At 74.4% G+C, this 15,720-nt stretch carries 13 protein-coding genes; 9 read left to right on the top strand and 4 right to left on the bottom strand.

Annotated elements, in window-relative coordinates; translation table 11 throughout:
- Positions 1–42 precede the first annotated feature (42 nt).
- The gene (locus tag Q6350_RS03450; RefSeq protein ID WP_305065202.1) at positions 43–2,124 is read left to right on the top strand and encodes a thioredoxin domain-containing protein; all 2,082 of its coding nucleotides are present in this window, start codon (positions 43–45) and stop codon (positions 2,122–2,124) included.
- 109 nt (positions 2,125–2,233) lie between these two features.
- On the opposite strand, the gene Q6350_RS03445 is transcribed toward Q6350_RS03450, so the two are convergent.
- Positions 2,234–2,992, bottom strand: coding sequence for a GH25 family lysozyme (locus Q6350_RS03445; RefSeq protein WP_305065200.1), 759 nt, complete (start codon positions 2,990–2,992; stop codon positions 2,234–2,236).
- Between the two features lie 103 nt (positions 2,993–3,095).
- On the opposite strand from Q6350_RS03445, the gene Q6350_RS03440 reads away from it, so the two are divergent.
- Positions 3,096–3,488 (top strand): DUF3817 domain-containing protein, encoded by a 393-nt coding sequence (locus Q6350_RS03440; protein ID WP_304602861.1) that lies wholly within the window; start codon positions 3,096–3,098, stop codon positions 3,486–3,488.
- 105 nt (positions 3,489–3,593) lie between these two features.
- Positions 3,594–5,660, top strand: a complete 2,067-nt coding sequence (locus tag Q6350_RS03435; RefSeq protein ID WP_305065198.1) for a bifunctional UDP-sugar hydrolase/5'-nucleotidase — start codon at positions 3,594–3,596, stop codon at positions 5,658–5,660.
- Positions 5,661–5,766: 106 nt separating this feature from the next.
- Here the strand turns inward: Q6350_RS03435 and Q6350_RS03430 are convergent, their stop codons facing one another.
- Together Q6350_RS03430 and Q6350_RS03425 are read right to left on the bottom strand one after the other, a co-directional pair.
- Positions 5,767–6,432: an MBL fold metallo-hydrolase gene (locus Q6350_RS03430; RefSeq protein ID WP_304602859.1), complete on the bottom strand. Its 666-nt coding sequence runs from the start codon at positions 6,430–6,432 to the stop codon at positions 5,767–5,769.
- A gap of 17 nt (positions 6,433–6,449) precedes the next feature.
- Positions 6,450–7,289 (bottom strand): HAD family hydrolase, encoded by an 840-nt coding sequence (locus Q6350_RS03425; RefSeq protein WP_305065195.1) that lies wholly within the window; start codon positions 7,287–7,289, stop codon positions 6,450–6,452.
- Between the two features lie 120 nt (positions 7,290–7,409).
- Here Q6350_RS03425 and Q6350_RS03420 point away from each other — a divergent pair, with 120 nt between their 5' ends.
- From Q6350_RS03420 to Q6350_RS03395, 6 genes are all read left to right on the top strand, one after another.
- Entirely contained in the window at positions 7,410–9,731 is a 2,322-nt protein-coding gene (locus tag Q6350_RS03420; protein ID WP_305065193.1) for a glycoside hydrolase family 3 N-terminal domain-containing protein, read from the top strand.
- A gap of 33 nt (positions 9,732–9,764) precedes the next feature.
- Positions 9,765–10,433, top strand: a complete 669-nt coding sequence (locus Q6350_RS03415) for a pentapeptide repeat-containing protein (protein WP_305065191.1) — start codon at positions 9,765–9,767, stop codon at positions 10,431–10,433.
- Positions 10,430–11,422, top strand: coding sequence for an alpha/beta hydrolase (locus Q6350_RS03410; protein WP_305065189.1), 993 nt, complete (start codon positions 10,430–10,432; stop codon positions 11,420–11,422). The genes Q6350_RS03415 and Q6350_RS03410 overlap by 4 nt, the downstream gene beginning before the upstream one ends.
- Positions 11,423–11,484: 62 nt before the next feature.
- The gene (locus Q6350_RS03405) at positions 11,485–12,165 is read left to right on the top strand and encodes a response regulator transcription factor (protein ID WP_171246123.1); all 681 of its coding nucleotides are present in this window, start codon (positions 11,485–11,487) and stop codon (positions 12,163–12,165) included.
- Positions 12,162–13,523, top strand: a complete 1,362-nt coding sequence (locus Q6350_RS03400) for a HAMP domain-containing sensor histidine kinase (protein ID WP_305065186.1) — start codon at positions 12,162–12,164, stop codon at positions 13,521–13,523. Before Q6350_RS03405 ends, Q6350_RS03400 begins: the two co-directional genes overlap by 4 nt.
- Positions 13,520–14,485 (top strand): TAXI family TRAP transporter solute-binding subunit, encoded by a 966-nt coding sequence (locus Q6350_RS03395; protein ID WP_305065184.1) that lies wholly within the window; start codon positions 13,520–13,522, stop codon positions 14,483–14,485. Before Q6350_RS03400 ends, Q6350_RS03395 begins: the two co-directional genes overlap by 4 nt.
- On the opposite strand, the gene galE is transcribed toward Q6350_RS03395, so the two are convergent.
- Complete coding sequence (gene galE / locus Q6350_RS03390) at positions 14,464–15,603, bottom strand: UDP-glucose 4-epimerase GalE (protein WP_305065183.1); 1,140 nt, start codon at positions 15,601–15,603, stop codon at positions 14,464–14,466. The genes Q6350_RS03395 and galE overlap by 22 nt on opposite strands.
- Positions 15,604–15,720: the final 117 nt, after the last annotated feature.

Below are 15,720 nucleotides of genomic sequence, written 5' to 3'. Positions count from 1 at the left end.
GGATCTCGACGCGCCGGGCAGCGCGACGCGTAGCGTGGGGGCATGGCCGAACGTCTCCGCTCCGCCACGTCCCCCTACCTGAGGCAGCACGCCGACAACCCGGTCGACTGGTGGCCGTGGGGCGAGGCCGCCTTCGCCGAGGCCCGCCGTCGTGACGTGCCCGTCCTGCTCTCCGTCGGCTACGCCGCCTGCCACTGGTGCCACGTCATGGCGCACGAGTCGTTCGAGGACGACGAGGTCGCCGCGGTGATCAACGCGGGTTTCGTGCCGATCAAGGTCGACCGCGAGGAGCGCCCCGACGTCGACGCCGTCTACATGGCGGCCACCACCGCCATGACCGGCCAGGGCGGCTGGCCGATGACGGCGTTCCTCACCCCCGACGGCGAGGCGTTCCACTGCGGCACCTACTTCCCGCGCGACCCGTTCCTCGAGGTGCTCGGTGCCGTGCGGGACGCCTGGGCCGACGCCCGCGACGCCGTCGCCGAACGTGCCGGCGCCGTCACCGAGGCCATCGCGCGGACCACGTCGGGGATGCCCGCCGCACCGCTGGACGACGCCGAGCTCGCCGCCGCCGTCGAGACCTTGAGCGCCGAGGCGGACACCACGCACGGCGGGTTCGGCGGCGCCCCGAAGTTCCCGCCGTCGATGACGCTCGACCACCTGCTGCGCCACCACGCCCGCACCGGGAACCCCGCGGCGCTGGCCATGGTCGAGCGCACGGCCGAGGCGATGGCCCGCGGCGGCATCTACGACCAGCTCGGCGGCGGGTTCGCCCGCTACGCCGTCGACGCGGCCTGGGTCGTGCCGCACTTCGAGAAGATGCTGGCCGACAACGCCCAGCTCCTCGGCGTGTACGCCCGGTGGTGGCGCGCCACCGGGTCCGAGCTCGCCGAGCGCGTCGCCCACGAGACCGCCTCGTTCATCCTGCGGGACCTGTCCACGGCGTCCCGGGGCTTCGCCTCCTCCCTGGACGCCGACACCGTCGTCGACGGGCACGGCGTCGAGGGCCTCACCTACGTCTGGACGCCCGCCCAGCTGCGCGAGGTGCTCGGGGACGACGACGGCGACCGCGCCGCGCAGGTCCTCGGCGTCACCGAGCACGGGACCTTCGAGCACGGCGCCTCCACGCTGCAGATGCCGGGCGACCCCGACCCCGACTGGTGGGCCGACGTCCGGGCCCGGCTGCGCGTCGCCCGCCTGGAGCGCCCGCAGCCGCACCGGGACGACAAGGTCGTCACCGCCTGGAACGGCATCGCGATCGCCACCCTCGCCGACGCCGGCGCCATGATGGACCAGCCGCTCTGGGTCGCCGCCGCCCGCAAGTGCGCGACGTACCTGCTCAGCGAGCACGTCGTCGAGGGACGGCTCTACCGGGCCTCCCGCGGCGGGGTCGTCGGGGACGCGCTCGCCGTGGCCGCCGACCACGGCGACCTGGTGCGCGGGCTGCTGTGCCTGCACCAGGCCACCGGCGAGGCGCAGTGGCTGGAGTCGGCGGTGCACCTGCTGGACAGCGCGATCGAGCTGTTCGGCGCGGGCGAGGACGGCGGGTTCTACGACGTCGGCTCGGACGCCGAGCGCCTGGTCGTGCGGCCCCGCGACCCCAGCGACGGTGCCGAGCCGTCGGGGCAGTCGGCCATGGCCGAGGCGCTGTGCACCGCTGCCGCGCTGACCGGCTCGACCCGCTACCGCGAGCTCGCCGAGTCCACCGTGCGGGCCTCCGGCACCCTCGCCCGGCGGGCGCCGCGGTTCGCCGGCGGGGTGCTCGCCGCCGCCGAGGCGCTCGCGGACGGGCCGCGGCAGGTCGCCGTCGTCGGGGCGCGGGCCGGCGGGGACGGCGGGGTGCTGCTCGACGCCTCGCGCGTCGGTGTCGGCGCACGTCACGTGGACGACGACGGTGACTCGGGCCGGGCGGCCGGGCTGCTGCACGCCGCACGGCGTGCGCACACCGCGGGCGCCGTCGTCGTCCCCGGGATGCCGGACATGTCCGGGGTGCCGCTGCTGGCGGACCGCCCACTCGTGGACGGTGGGCCGGCGGCCTACGTGTGCCGCGGGTTCGTCTGCGACCGGCCGGTGACGACCCCGGAGGAGGTCACCGCGCTGCTGCAGCCCGACCGCCCGGCCTGACCCGGACGGCCCCACCGCCCCCAGGTCGCGAGGTCGTACCTCCCGTCACGTCGTCGTACCCGGCGGGTACGACCGGGAGACGGAAGGTACGACCTCGCGGGTCACGGCGTCAGTCGAGGGTGAGCGCCCGCAGCTCGGCCAGCGAGCCGTCGAACACGTTCATGTCGATGTGCTCCTCCTCGCCGTCGTACCCGTCCAGGTGGTCCCGGTCGGAGTACTGCCAGAACTCCCAGTCGTGGCGCGGCAGGTCCGGGGTGAGCGCGACCGACCGGATCCACAACGGGTAGCGGTCGTAGTCCTCGCCCAGGTAGGAGCTGCGGATCTCCTGGGTGGTGTAGATGATCGGCGGGGCGCCGTAGTGGGCCTCCAGGTCGGCCAGCAGCGGGTCGAGGATCCCGCGCAGCTCGTCCCCGCTCGGCGGGTCGGCGGCGAAGGCGCCGTAGTACTCGACGTCCACGACGGGCGGCAGGGTGCCCGGCTCGGCCGGCACCTGGGCGACGACGTGCGCCGCCTGGCTCTCGCCCGCGCTCTCGAAGCTCATGAAGTGGTAGGCGCCGACCACCAGGTCCGTGTTGCGGGCGCCGGCCCAGTTGGCGGCGAACCGCTCATCGACGTGCCGGGAACCCTCCGTCGCCTTCATGAACGCGAAGTCGAGGTCCTGGGCGGCGAGGACCGGCCAGTCGATCTCCCCCTGGTAGGCGGAGACGTCCACCCCGCGGACCTCGTAGTCGCCGACGAGGAACCGGTTCGGCCAGACGATCCCGTTCCAGACCAGCACGGCCAGCACGCCGGCGGCCAGCACCAGGCCGGCGAGGACCCCGGTCGTCCACCGCAGCCATCGCCTGCGTCGCCCCGCACGCGCACCCATGTGCTGATCCTTGCAGGTCCTCCGGTGTGCCCGACGCCACGGAACCAGGCCTGCGGGCGGGGCGTTCTCCCGGCGACCCCACCGCTTCCCGGAAGGACCCCGCATGCCCGCCGACCGCACCACCGCGCAGCCGCTGACCGGCCTCGGCCGCCTCTTCGCCGTCGTCGCATGGGTCGAGGCGTTCACCTGGGCCGGGCTGCTCGTGGGCATGTACCTCGAGCACGTCGCGGGTGTCACGGACCTCGGCGTCTGGCTGTTCGGCCGCCTGCACGGCGGGGCATTCGTCGCGTACGGTCTCGTCGCCCTGGTCGTCGCCGTGCGGTACCGGTGGGGCGTCCGGCGCACCCTCGTGGCGCTCGCGGCCGCCGTGCCGCCGCTGACGACGGTGCTCGCCGAGCGGTGGCTGCGCCGCACCGGGCACCTGCACGCGCCGGCGGCGACCACCAGCTCCGAGCCCGAGCCCGAACCGGTGGCCGGGGACGCGTCGCGCGGCTGACGCCCGTCGATCAGGTGTTTGCCTGATCGTTACTCCCCGGGTGTTCACATGTCGGACTCCGTGGCTAGGGTGACGTCACCCACACCTTCCAGGGAGATCACACCCATGCTCACTGCTCGCAAGCGAGTGGCCGGGTTCGCCGCCTTCGGGTTGGCAGCCACGGGTGTCGCCACCGTCGGCGCACTGCCCGCGCAGGCCGCCGACCCGGTCGACGTCCAGATCCTCGCCACCAACGACTTCCACGGTCGCATCCTTCCGAACTCCTACAGCGGTGACGCCGGGGCGGCCGTGCTGGCCGGCGCGGTCGACCAGCTGCGCACGGAGAACCCGAACACGGTCTTCGCGGCCGCGGGTGACCTCATCGGGGCGTCGACCTTCGAGTCGTTCATCCAGCACGACCGGCCGACCATCCAGGCCATGAACGAGGCCGGCCTCGACGTCTCCGCCGTGGGTAACCACGAGCTGGACGGCGGGTACTCCGACCTGGTCGACCGCGTGATGGCGGACCACGACCCGGTGACGAACCCGTTCGGCGGGGCCGAGTGGGAGTACGTCGCCGCGAACCTCAAGATGCGCGCCACGGGTGACGACGCGGTCCCGGCCTCCTGGCTGACCGAGCGCGGCGGGGTCGAGATCGGCTTCGTCGGCGCCGTCACCGAGGACCTGCCGTTCCTCGTGAGCCCCGCGGGGATCGAGGAGATCGAGGTCACCGACATCGTCGACGCCGCGAACGCCGAGGCGGACGCGCTGCGGGCCGAGGGTGCCGACCTGGTGGTCCTGCTCGTGCACGAGGGGGCGACCTCCACCGACTGCGCGGACATCACCGACGGTGCCTTCGGCGAGATCGTCACCGGTCTCGACGGCGACACCGACGCGATCGTCTCCGGGCACACCCACCTGGCCTACGACTGCCGCGTCCCGGTCGCCGAGTGGTCCGACCGCGCTGTCACCGAGCGCCCCGTGGTCTCCGCCGGTCAGTACGGCGTGAACCTCAACCAGCTCGAGTTCTCCGTCGACCCGGACTCCGGCGACGTCACCGGGCTGCAGACCGACGTGCTGCCCCTGTTCGGCAACTACCCGGCCGACCCCGAGGTCCAGGCGATCGTCGACGAGGCCGTCGAGGTCGCCGACGAGCTGGGTGCCGAGCCGCTGGGCGAGGTCGCCGACGTGCTCAACCGCGCCAAGCGCTGGACGGTCGACGCCGACACCGGTGAGGACGTCCTCGTCGAGAACCGTGGTGGCGAGTCCACCCTCGGCAACCTCGTGGCCGAGGTGCAGCGCTGGGCCACCTCCTCGGAGGAGTCCGGCAGCGCCGAGATCGCCTTCATGAACCCGGGCGGCCTGCGGGCCGACCTCACCGGTGACCCGGCCGCGGACTTCCCGCGGACGATCACCTACAAGGAGGCCGCCGTCGTCCAGCCGTTCGCCAACACCCTGGTGAACATGGACCTCACGGGCGAGCAGATCAAGACCGCCCTGGAGCAGCAGTGGCAGCGCGACGACGAGGGCGACGTGCCCTCGCGCCCGTTCCTGCGTCTCGGCGCCTCCGACGGTTTCGAGTACACCTACGACGACTCGCGTCCCGAGGGTGACCGGATCACCGGCATGTGGCTGCACGGCGAGGCGATCGACCCGGCCGCCGCCTACTCGGTGACGGTGAACTCCTTCCTCGCCGCCGGCGGTGACAACTTCCGCGTCTTCGCCGAGGGCGCCGACGCCAGCGACACCGGCAAGATCGACCTGTCGGCGTTCGTCGACTACATGGCCGAGTTCGCCGGGGACACCCCGCTCGAGGCCGACCCGAGCCAGCGGGCCGTGGGCGTGTCGTTCACCGAGAACGCCGACCTCAAGGCCGGCAAGCAGACCGCGTTCGACGTCTCCTCGTGGTCGATGTCCACCGCGGCGGACACCAAGGACGACGAGCTGGTCGTCATGGTGGACGGCGAGAAGGTCGGGTCGTTCCCGGTCGACAACACCGTCACCGACAGCGTCTACGACGTCACCGGCACCGCGTCGGTCAGCCTGAAGCTGCCGAAGAAGACCGAGGGCACCCTCACGCTGGTCGGCATGTCGACCGGCACGGAGGTCGTCGTCGGCGAGGTCACCGCGCCGGGCAAGCCGGCGGGTCTCCCGGGCCCGCCGTCGTGGGTCCCGGCCCCGTTCAACGGCTGAGTCCGGACGGCCTGACCGTCCGACGCACACCTGACGGGCGCGGCCCCCGGTCCGTCCCTCCCCGAGCGGGCGGGACGGACCGGGGGCCGCGCCCGTCGTGCTGCGGTCAGGGGACGGTGAGCTCCTCGCCGACGGCGGGCCGCACGGCGCGGGTGACCCCCTCGCGCTCGAGCGAGGCCAGCACCCGGTCGGCGATCGACAGGCCGGTGTCGTTGAGCAGCCCGTCGTGCACGCCGACCACGGTGCGCGGCGCGACCTGGCGGACGTACCGGACCAGGTCGACGGCGCGCAGCCAGGGGGCGTCGACGGGGGTGACCAGCACCGGCACCTGTCCGTCCCACGGCGTGTGCCGGTCACCGCTGACGAGCACCGTCCCGGCCACCAGGTAGCTGAGGTTCTCGGGGCCGGGCACGTCGGGGTGCATCTCCGCGTGCGGGCCCCCGCCGACGACGACGTCGAGGCCGGCCACGTCGAGCCGGTCACCGGGGGAGAGGGTGCGCCATCCCGGCGCGCCCGGGTCGTCGAGCGCGTCGCCGAGCGTGTCACGGACGGAGGCGGGTCCGTGCACGGGGATGCCCCGGTCCAGGGCGGCGGACAGCACCCCGGTGTCGGCGTGGTCGGGGTGCTCGTGGGTGACGAGCACCGCGTCGACACCGTCGAGGCCCGGCGCCGGGCCGAGGCTGCCCGGGTCGACGAGGATCCGGCTGCCGTCGGCGACGAGCTCGACGCAGGCGTGGTGGTGCTTGACGATCCGCAGCGCTCGGTCGGTCATTCCCCGACCCTAGGCGCTCAGGCGGCGTCGAGCATCGCCCGGAGCACCTGGACCACCCCGTGGTCGGCGTTGCTCGGGGCGGTGTGCGCGGCGTGCGCGAGCACCTCGGGATGAGCGCCGGCCATGGCGTAGGACCAGGTGGCGGCACTCATCATCTCGAGGTCGTTGAGGTAGTCCCCGAACACCATCGTCTGCGCCGCGCCGATGCCGAGGGCGGACTGCAGGCGGCGCAGCGCGACGCCCTTGTTCACCCCGTGGTTCATGACGTCGACCCAGTGCGGGCTGGACACCACGACCTGCAGGTCGTCGCGCAGGTGCTCGAGCGCGGGGTAGGGCCCCGTGGCGGAGTCGAGGTGGTCGTACACCGCCACCTTGAGCACCTGGTCGTCGACGGCCAGCAGGTCGTCCACGACGCTGAGATCGGTGTAGTAGGGCCCGACCCGGTCGAGGAACTCCGCGTCGGAGCGCTCGACGTAGGCGGACCGGAGGCCGGCGACGACGGCACCGCCGTCGCGCGTGGCGCGCAGGCCGCGGACGGCGTGCACGATCGCGGCCACCGACGCCGGTTCGACGGCGTCGGTGGCGACCGTGGTGCCGCCCCGGGTCACGTAGGTGCCGTTCTCGGCGATGACCACGAGGTCGGCGTGCCCGGGGGTGCGGTCGGCCGGGAAGGCGGCGGTGATGGTCGCGTGCTGCCGCCCGGACGCCGGGACGAGGAGGACGCCGGCCTCGTGCAGCCGGGCCAGCAGCGGCCACAGGCCGTCGGGCACGTGACCGTCGGCGTCGAGCAGGGTGCCGTCCATGTCCGTGACGACCAGGCGCACGTCGTCCAGGTGCGGAACCGGGGGGAGGGTCATGGCTCCAGGATCTCCGATCGGCGGGACGGGGGCGGCGGCAGGTCGCCCTGCGAGACGTTACCGACCGCATGGTAGCAATTCGTGCTACGGTCCCGGCAGGACCAGATCGAAGGGATCACCATGGCTGTCGACACCATCGCGACGACACCGCTCGCCGTCGCCCACGTCCCCCGGCTCGTGGCCGAGCTGACGCTCGAGGAGAAGGCCTCCCTGTGCTCCGGGCAGGACTTCTGGAACACCCAGGCCGTCGACCGGCTCGGGATCCCGGCCGTCATGGTCACCGACGGGCCGCACGGGCTGCGCAAGCAGGCCGGCGCCGCCGACCACGTCGGGCTGCACGACTCCGTCCCGGCGACGTGCTTCCCCACCGCCGCCGGGCTCGCCTCCACCTGGGACCGCGACGTGGTCCGCCGGGTGGGCGAGGCGCTCGGTGTCGAGACCCGCGCGCACGACGTCGGCGTGCTGCTCGGCCCGGGCGTCAACATGAAGCGCAGCCCCCTGTGCGGCCGCAACTTCGAGTACTTCAGCGAGGACCCGCACCTCGCCGGCGAGCTCGCCGCCGACCTCGTGGACGGCATCCAGTCCCAGGGCGTGGGCACCTCCCTCAAGCACTTCGCCGCCAACAACCAGGAGACCGACCGCATGCGCGTCAGCGCCGAGGTCGACGAGCGCACCCTGCGCGAGATCTACCTGCCGGCGTTCGAGACGGTCGTCACCCGCGCCCAGCCGTGGACGGTGATGTGCGCCTACAACAAGGTCAACGGCGTGTACGCCTCCCAGGACCCCTGGCTGCTCACCGAGGTGCTGCGGGACGAGTGGGGGTTCGAGGGTCTCGTCGTCTCCGACTGGGGCGCCGTGGACGACCGCGTCGAGGCCGTCGCCGCCGGCCTCGACCTCGAGATGCCGTCCTCCGCCGGGATCAACGACGCCCGCATCGTCGCCGCCGTCCGCGCCGGCGAGCTCGACGAGGCGCTCGTGGACCAGGCCGCCACCCGCGTCCTGACGGTGGTCGCCCGTGCCCTGGAGGCCGCGGCCGACCCGGGCACGTTCGACGCCGCCACCCACCACGCCCTGGCCCACGAGGTCGCCACCCGCACCGCCGTGCTGCTGAAGAACGACGGCGACGTCCTGCCCCTCGACCCGGCGGCCGCCGACGACCTCGTCGTCGTCGGCGAGATGGCCCGCACCCCCCGCTACCAGGGCGCCGGCTCCTCGCAGGTGAACCCCACCCGCCTGGTCAGCGCCCTGGACGCGCTGGCCGAGCGTGGTCTCGACGTCCCGTTCCACCCTGGCTACGTCCTGGCCGAGGCGGCCGGACGGCCGGGCCAGGACCGCGGCGACGCCGAGCTGCGCGCCGAGGCCGTCACCGCCGCCGCCGGACGCACCGCGGTCGTGTTCGCCGGCCTGCCGGCGGTCGACGAGTCCGAGGGGTACGACCGCGAGCACATGGAGCTCCCCGCGAGCCACCTCGCCCTCCTTCGCGAGGTGTCCGCCGTCGCCCGGCGCACCGTCGTCGTGCTCTCCAACGGGTCGGCCGTGACCGTCTCCGGCTGGGAGGACTCCGTCGACGCGATCCTGGAGACGTGGCTCGGCGGCCAGGCCGCCGGCTCCGCCGCCGTCGCGCTGCTGCTCGGCGAGGCCGCGCCCTCCGGCCGTCTCGCCGAGTCGATCCCGGTGGCGCTCGCCGACGTGCCCGCCCAGCTCAACTTCCCCGGCGAGAACGGCAGCGTCCGGTACGGCGAGGGTCTGTTCATCGGCTACCGCGGCCTGGACGCCACCGGGGCCGACGTCTCCTACCCCTTCGGGCACGGCCTGACCTACACCACGTTCGAGCACACCGACCTGACGGTCGAGTCCGACGACGTCACGGCGGACACGGCGCCGGGCGACGTCGTCGTCCGCGTGGGGTTCACCGTGACCAACACGGGGTCCCGCGAGGGGGTCGCGGTGCCGCAGCTCTACGTGGGCCGGCCCGGCTCCGCCGTGACCCGCGCCCCGCGCGAGCTGCGCGGTTTCGAGGCGGTGACGCTGCAGCCCGGCGACTCCCGCCGCGTCGAGCTGACCCTGACCCGGCGGGACCTGTCCCACTGGGACACGGCCACGCACGCCTGGGTCGTCGAGCCGGGTGCCCTCGAGGTCGCCGTCGGCGCCTCCTCCCGGGACCTGCCGCTGACCGCCACGGTCGACGTCGTCGCCCCGGAGCCGGTGGCCCCGCTGCACCGGTACTCCACCATCGACGAGTGGCGCCGCCACCCCGAGGCGTGGGCCGCCCTGGTCGACGCCATGGGGGACGCCGCGCAGATGTTCGACACCGAGGCCGACCCCGCCATGGCGGCCATGCTGTCCGCGATCCCGGGCATCAAGGTCACCACGATGGGCTTCTCCGACGGGCTCACCCCCGAGCGGTTCGAGGAGCTGCTCACCCGGTACGGACAGGCCTGACCGCCGGGGCCGGGCCTTCCCTACACTGAGCCCGTGCCCTCCCCGCAGCAGACGCCGCCCGCCCCGCCCGTCGTCGACCCGGTCGCGCTGACCGACCTCGACCCCGGCGAGGCGGGCGAGCTCGTCGCCGGCGCCGATCTCGAGGGGCGTGAGCACACGGCCGTCGAGGCCGACCGTCTCGATCTCCGCGGGGCGCAGGTGCACTCCTCGCGGCTGCGCGGGCTGCAGGCCCGCGAGGCCGACCTGCGCAACCTCACCCTCACCGAGGTCGTCATGGAGCAGGTGGACGTCCCCGTCGTGCAGGGCATCCGGGGCCGGTGGCGCGACGTCGAGCTGCGCGACGCCCGGATCGGGTCGGCCGAGCTGTACGAGTCGACGTGGCAGTCCGTGCGGTTCGTCGGCTGCAAGCTCGGGTACGTGAACCTGCGCGGCGCCACCCTGCAGGACGTCGTGTTCACCGACTGCCAGATCGACGAGCTGGACCTCGTCCAGGTCCGCGCCACCCGGGTCGCGTTCGAGGGCACCGCCGTCCGCCGGCTCGACGTGCAGGCCTCGACGCTGCAGCACGTCGACCTGCGGGGGGCGGACCTGAGCGAGCTGGTCGGCACCGACGCGCTGCGCGGCACCACGATCACGAGCGTGCAGCTCGCCCACCTCGCGCCGCTGCTCGCGGCCAACCTCGGCATCACGGTCGTCGAGTGAGCGAGGAGCCCGCGGCGACCGGCCGCTCCGCCGACGCCGCCCCCGGCGCCGGACGGGCGACGCCCTGGCAGGTCTGGCTCGTCCGCGTCCTCGCCGTCGCGGGCCTCGGCGTCGTGGCCTGGGCGTGCGCCACCGCGTGGGGCGCCGTCGTGCACGGGCACCCCGCGTACGCCGTGCTGCTCGGCCTGACGGCGGTGGGCAGCGCCGTCGTGCTGTGGCGTTCCCGCCGTCCGACGCCCCCGCGCACCCGTGCGCGGAGTGTGCTGCGCGTCCTGGCGACGGTCGCCGCGGTCGCCTGGCTCGCGGCCGTCGCCTGGCTGCGCCCGTTCGTCGCCGTCGAGCCAGCCCTGGACGCGACGGAGTCCGACGACGTCGTCACGGTGACGCAGACCCCGACCCGGATCGAGCTCGCGCCGACCGGCGAGCCCAGCGGCACCGCCGTGTTCTTCCAGCCGGGCGCCAAGGTCGAGGCCCGTGCCTACGCCGCCGTGCTGCGCCCCCTGGCCGAGGCCGGGCACACCGTCGTGATCGCCCAGCAGCCGCTGGGGATCGGGTTCCTCGCCACCGGGGCCTTCGACGACGCCCGGGACGCGCACCCCGAGGCCGAGCGGTGGGTGCTCGGCGGGCACTCCCTGGGCGGTGTCGTCGCCTCCACGCAGGCCGACGCCGCCGACGAGGACGAGGTCGCGCCCGCCGCGGGGCTGCTGCTGTACGCCTCCTACCCGGCGGGCGACGTGAGCACGTCGCTGACCGCGGCGGTCGAGTCCGTCTCCGCCTCGCAGGACGGGCTGTCCACCCCGGAGGCGATCGAGGCGTCGCGCGCGGACCTCCCGCCCGGCGCCGGGTTCACCGTCGTCGACGGCGCCGTGCACGCGTTCTTCGGCGACTACGGTCCCCAGCCCGGCGACGGGACGCCGACGATCAGCCACGACGACGCCCGGGAGCAGATCGCCGCGGCCTCGGTGGCGTTCGTCGACCGCGTGGGCTGACCAGCGACGTCACCCGCTGACGCGCTGGCGGCGTCGGCCCACGCTCGGCTACGGTCAGGTCCGTGCAGCTGCTGGTGGTGGAGGACAACGAGCACGTCGCCGGAGCGCTGGTCTCCGTCCTCGGCAAGCACGGGTACGAGGTGATCCGCGCCGCCGACGGCGCGACGGCGCTCGCCGAGCTGAACCCGCGTACCGACCTGGTGCTCCTCGACCTCGCCCTGCCGGACATGGACGGCTTCGAGGTCTGCCGCCGCATCCGCAAGGTGGCGGACACGCCCATCATCATGGTCACCGCCCGGACGCAGCTCGACGCCCGGGTCCGCGGTCTCGAGCTGGGCGCCGACGACTACGTCACCAAGCCGTACGACGTCCGCGAGGTGCTGGCGCGCATCGACGCGGTGCTCCGCCGGGGCCGCGCCCGCGAGTGGGACGGCCGGCAGGAGGCCGCGCGGGTCGCCGTCGCCGGGATGCAGATCGACCTCGCCGCCCGGGAGGTGCGCCGCACCGACGACTCCCTGGTCTCGCTGACCCGCAAGGAGTACGACCTGCTGGCCCTGCTCGTCCGGCACCGGGGCACGGCCCTGGCCCGCGAGCGCATCCTGCGCGAGGTCTGGGGGTCGAGCTGGAAGGGGCTGGGTCGCACCCTGGAGGTGCACGTCGCCTCGCTGCGCCGCAAGCTCGGGGCCCCCGCCGTCGTGGAGACGGTGCGCGGGGTCGGCTACCGCGTCGCCGGACCGGCGTGAGGGCGCGGCTGACGGCGCTGGTCTACGTGCCGATCGCCCTGGTGCTGCTCCTGGTCGGCCTGCTGTACGCCGCGAGCGTCACCCGCGCGCAGCAGCAGGACATCTTCCTCGACCGGCTGCGGGACGCCTCCTACCTCTCCCTCACCGCCCGGCAGGCGATCCTGGCCGACGACCCGGCCATCGTCGCCGTCGACCTGGAGCGGTACCGCGAGGTGTACGGCGTGCGGTCCGCCGTCGTCGACCAGGCCGGGGTGACGCTCGCCTCCGCCGGGCTCGACGTCGAGCACTACCCGGAGCGGCACACGGCCGTGGCCGGGCGGCGGTCGGAGATGGCGGCGAGCTTCTGGCCGTGGGACGTGGACGAGATCGTCGTCGCCGAACCCGTCTTCGACGGCGAGGACGTCGTCGGGGCGCTGGTGTCGGTGTCGGACACGCGCGCGCTGGAGCGCAGCATCTGGCTGAGCTGGGGCCTGCTCACCGCGGGCGGCGTCGCCGTGGCGCTGCTGGCCGTGCTCGTCGCCGACCGCACCGCCGGCTGGGTGCTGCGGCCCGTGCGGGTCGTGGACGCCGCCATGGAACGCATGGGGTCGGGGCGGCTCGACGAACGCATCCCGCCGTCGACGGGTCCGCCCGAGCTGCGTGAGGTCGTCACGCGGTTCAACGAGATGGCCGAACGGGTCGAGCACCTCATGCGGCGTCAGCAGGAGTTCGTGGCCAACGCGTCCCACGAGCTGCGCAACCCGCTCAACGCCCTGATGCTGCGCATCGAGGGGCTCGCGCTGACCGTGCCGTCCGAGCAGGTCGAGGACGTCGAGCACGTGCGTGCCGAGGCGGTGCGGATGGCCCGGATCCTCGACGCCCTGCTGCTGCTCGCCGAGGACGGGAGCAGCGGGACGGCCCAGCCCGTGGACCTGGTCGAGCTCGCGACCCGACGGATCGAGGGGTGGCGGCTGCTCGAGGACGGACGGGAGGTCCGGCTGGCCACGCCGGACCGTCCGGTGTGGGCCGCCATCGACCCGACGGCCCTGGGCACCGCGCTCGACACCATCGTGGACAACGCGCTGAAGTTCTCCCCGGCCTCCGAACCGCTCGAGATCACGGTCGCGGACGTCGAGGGCCGGTGCGAGATCGTCGTCCGCGACCACGGCCCCGGCGTCGCCCCCGACCAGCTCGAACGGCTGACCGAGCGGTTCTGGCGCAGCCCCGGCCACAGCAACGTCCGGGGCTCCGGGCTCGGGCTGGCGATCGCCTCCGAGCTGCTGGCCTCGGCCGGCGGGGGGCTCCGTCTCGAGCTCCCGGACGACGGCGGGCTGCGGGCCCACCTGCAGGTCCGCCCCTGGGACGAGGAGCAGCCGTGACCCGACGGGTGGGGAGGTCGCTGACGGCCGCGGTGCTGGTCCTCGTGGTCCTGGCCGGGTGCTTCGCCACGGAGGACACCCCCGGGCAGGGCCGCCTGCCGGACCGCATCACCATCGCCACGGGCGGCACGACGGGCATCTACCACGGGTACGGCCGCGCGCTGGCCGAGGTGCTGGAGGACCGGCACGGCGTCGAGACCGAGGTGCTGACCACCGGCGGCTCGGTGGAGAACCTGGAGCTGCTCGCCGCCGGCGAGGCGCAGGTGGCGTTCAGCGCGGCCGACGCCGTCGCCGACGCCGTGCACGGGACGGGGTCGTTCGACGAACCCGTCGACCTGCGGGCCCTGGGCCGGGTCTACGACGACTTCGCGCACCTCGTGGTCCCCGCGGACTCGCCGGTGCGCGAGCTGGCCGACCTGCGCGGCCTGCGGGTCTCCGTCGGGGCTCCCCGGTCGGGGACGTCGCTCATCGCCCGGCGGGTGCTGGCCGCCGGGGAGCTCCCGGAGTCCGCCCTGCGCGTCCTCGAGCTGGGGATCACCGAGTCGTTGGACGCGCTGGGCACCGGGCGGATCGACGCCTTCTTCTGGTCCGGCGGGTTGCGCACGCCCGGTCTGGTCGAGCTCGCCGAGGAGACGCCCGTCCGTCTGGTCCCCCTGGACGGTGTCGTGGACGAGCTGCGCGAGCAGTTCGGTCAGGGCTACCGCCACGGCACGGTGCCGGAAGGCATCTACGGCCTGGACGCCGACGTCGAGACGCTGGCCGTGCCCAACGTCCTGGTGGTCCCGGCGTCGCTGCCCGAGGAGGCCGCCTACGCGCTGGTCGCGACGCTGTTCGCGGCCCGCTCGGAGCTGGCCGAGCAGGTCGCCTCCGCGGCGATGCTGGACCGGACCCGGGTCATCTACACCGAGCCGGCCGCCCTGCACGCCGGGGCGTTGCGGTACTACCGCGACGTCAAGGACTGACCGACCCCGACGGCCGCCCCACCGCCGGCGTCCGGCAGCGGGGGGACGGTCCGCAGCCGGTGCCCCACCCCGCCCCGCCAGGGGGTCTCCGGCGTCACGGTGGGCGGGTAGCCGTCCGGGTTCGCGAGCTGCCAGCGCCAGTGGTCGCCGCAGATCTCCTCCAGACCGCGCCGGGCGTGCCAGCCCAGGGCGTGCGCGGCGCGCCGGGGGTCGGCCACGAGGCGGGCCGCCGTCGAGGGGGCCGCCCGGACGACCCGGTGCGGCACCGCGCGCCCGGTGACCCGCTCGAACGTCCGGATCACCTCCAGCACGCTGGTGGCGCGGCCGGAACCGAGGTTCCAGGTCGTGAACCCTCCGGGCGCGGCTTCCAGCGCCTCCAGCGCGGCGACGTGGCCCGCCGCGGCGTCGACCACGTGCACGACGTCGCGCACGGGCGTGCCGTCCGCGGTGGCGTGGTCGCCGCCGAGCACCTCGACGACGGGCCGCCGCCCGGCCGCGACCTGACCGATGCGGGTCAGCAGGCCGGGCGCCGCGTGCGCGGTGTGCTCCCCGAGACGGCCCGAGGGGTGGGCTCCGGCGGTGGTGAAGCAGCGCACCACGGCGACCCGCAGGGTGGGGTCCTGGCCGACGAGGTCCCGCAGCAGGTGCTCGTTCGTGGCGAGGCTGCGGCCCAGGGGGGAGACCGGCGCGAGCGGCGACTCCTCGTCCAGCGCGTCGCCGTCGTCGGACGGGCCGTAGACGGCGGCCGAGGACGACAGCACGAGGCGGTGCACCTCGTACCAGGTCATGCAGCGCAGCAGGGTGAACAGGCTCGACAGGTTCGTCTCGTAGGTGTCCAGCACGCGGCGGTCGCCGAGCCGGCCGGACCGCTGCCCGGCGAGGTGCACGACGGCGTCGAACCGCGCCGTCGCGAAGATCCGCTCCATCGCGTCGATGTCGGCCACGTCGGCGGCGTGCGTCGTGACCTGCCGGCCGGCGACGCCCTCGGCGCGGGCCAGCGCGGCCGGGCTGCCGCCGACGAAGCTCTCCACGACGTCCACGTCGTGGCCCGCCTCGAGCAGCGACAGCACGACGTGGGACCCCAGGTAGCCGGCCCCACCGGTGACCAGGACCCGCATCTGACGTGACCCCCGAACCTCTCGACGTGGTGCACATGCTGGCGGTCGGCCACCGCCCCGGCCCAGGGGGGTTGAGGGAATCCTGAGCATCTCGCGCGACCTGTGGTGATCCGTGCC

The organism is Isoptericola sp. b515, from assembly GCF_030588125.1.
Taxonomy (GTDB): domain Bacteria; phylum Actinomycetota; class Actinomycetes; order Actinomycetales; family Cellulomonadaceae; genus Isoptericola; species Isoptericola sediminis.
The sequence above is the reverse complement of the archived record's forward strand: the minus strand, read 5'-3'. Positions and strand labels throughout refer to the sequence as shown.

Bases quoted from the DNA above. Each gene is read 5' to 3' on its own strand.
- Q6350_RS03450 (WP_305065202.1), top strand. From the start codon at position 43: ATGGCCGAACGTCTCCGCTCCGCCACGTCCCCCTACCTGAGGCAGCAC.
- Q6350_RS03445 (WP_305065200.1), bottom strand. From the start codon at position 2,992: ATGGGTGCGCGTGCGGGGCGACGCAGGCGATGGCTGCGGTGGACGACC.
- Q6350_RS03440 (WP_304602861.1), top strand. From the start codon at position 3,096: ATGCCCGCCGACCGCACCACCGCGCAGCCGCTGACCGGCCTCGGCCGC.
- Q6350_RS03435 (WP_305065198.1), top strand. From the start codon at position 3,594: ATGCTCACTGCTCGCAAGCGAGTGGCCGGGTTCGCCGCCTTCGGGTTG.
- Q6350_RS03430 (WP_304602859.1), bottom strand. From the start codon at position 6,432: ATGACCGACCGAGCGCTGCGGATCGTCAAGCACCACCACGCCTGCGTC.
- Q6350_RS03425 (WP_305065195.1), bottom strand. From the start codon at position 7,289: ATGACCCTCCCCCCGGTTCCGCACCTGGACGACGTGCGCCTGGTCGTC.
- Q6350_RS03420 (WP_305065193.1), top strand. From the start codon at position 7,410: ATGGCTGTCGACACCATCGCGACGACACCGCTCGCCGTCGCCCACGTC.
- galE (WP_305065183.1), bottom strand. From the start codon at position 15,603: ATGCGGGTCCTGGTCACCGGTGGGGCCGGCTACCTGGGGTCCCACGTC.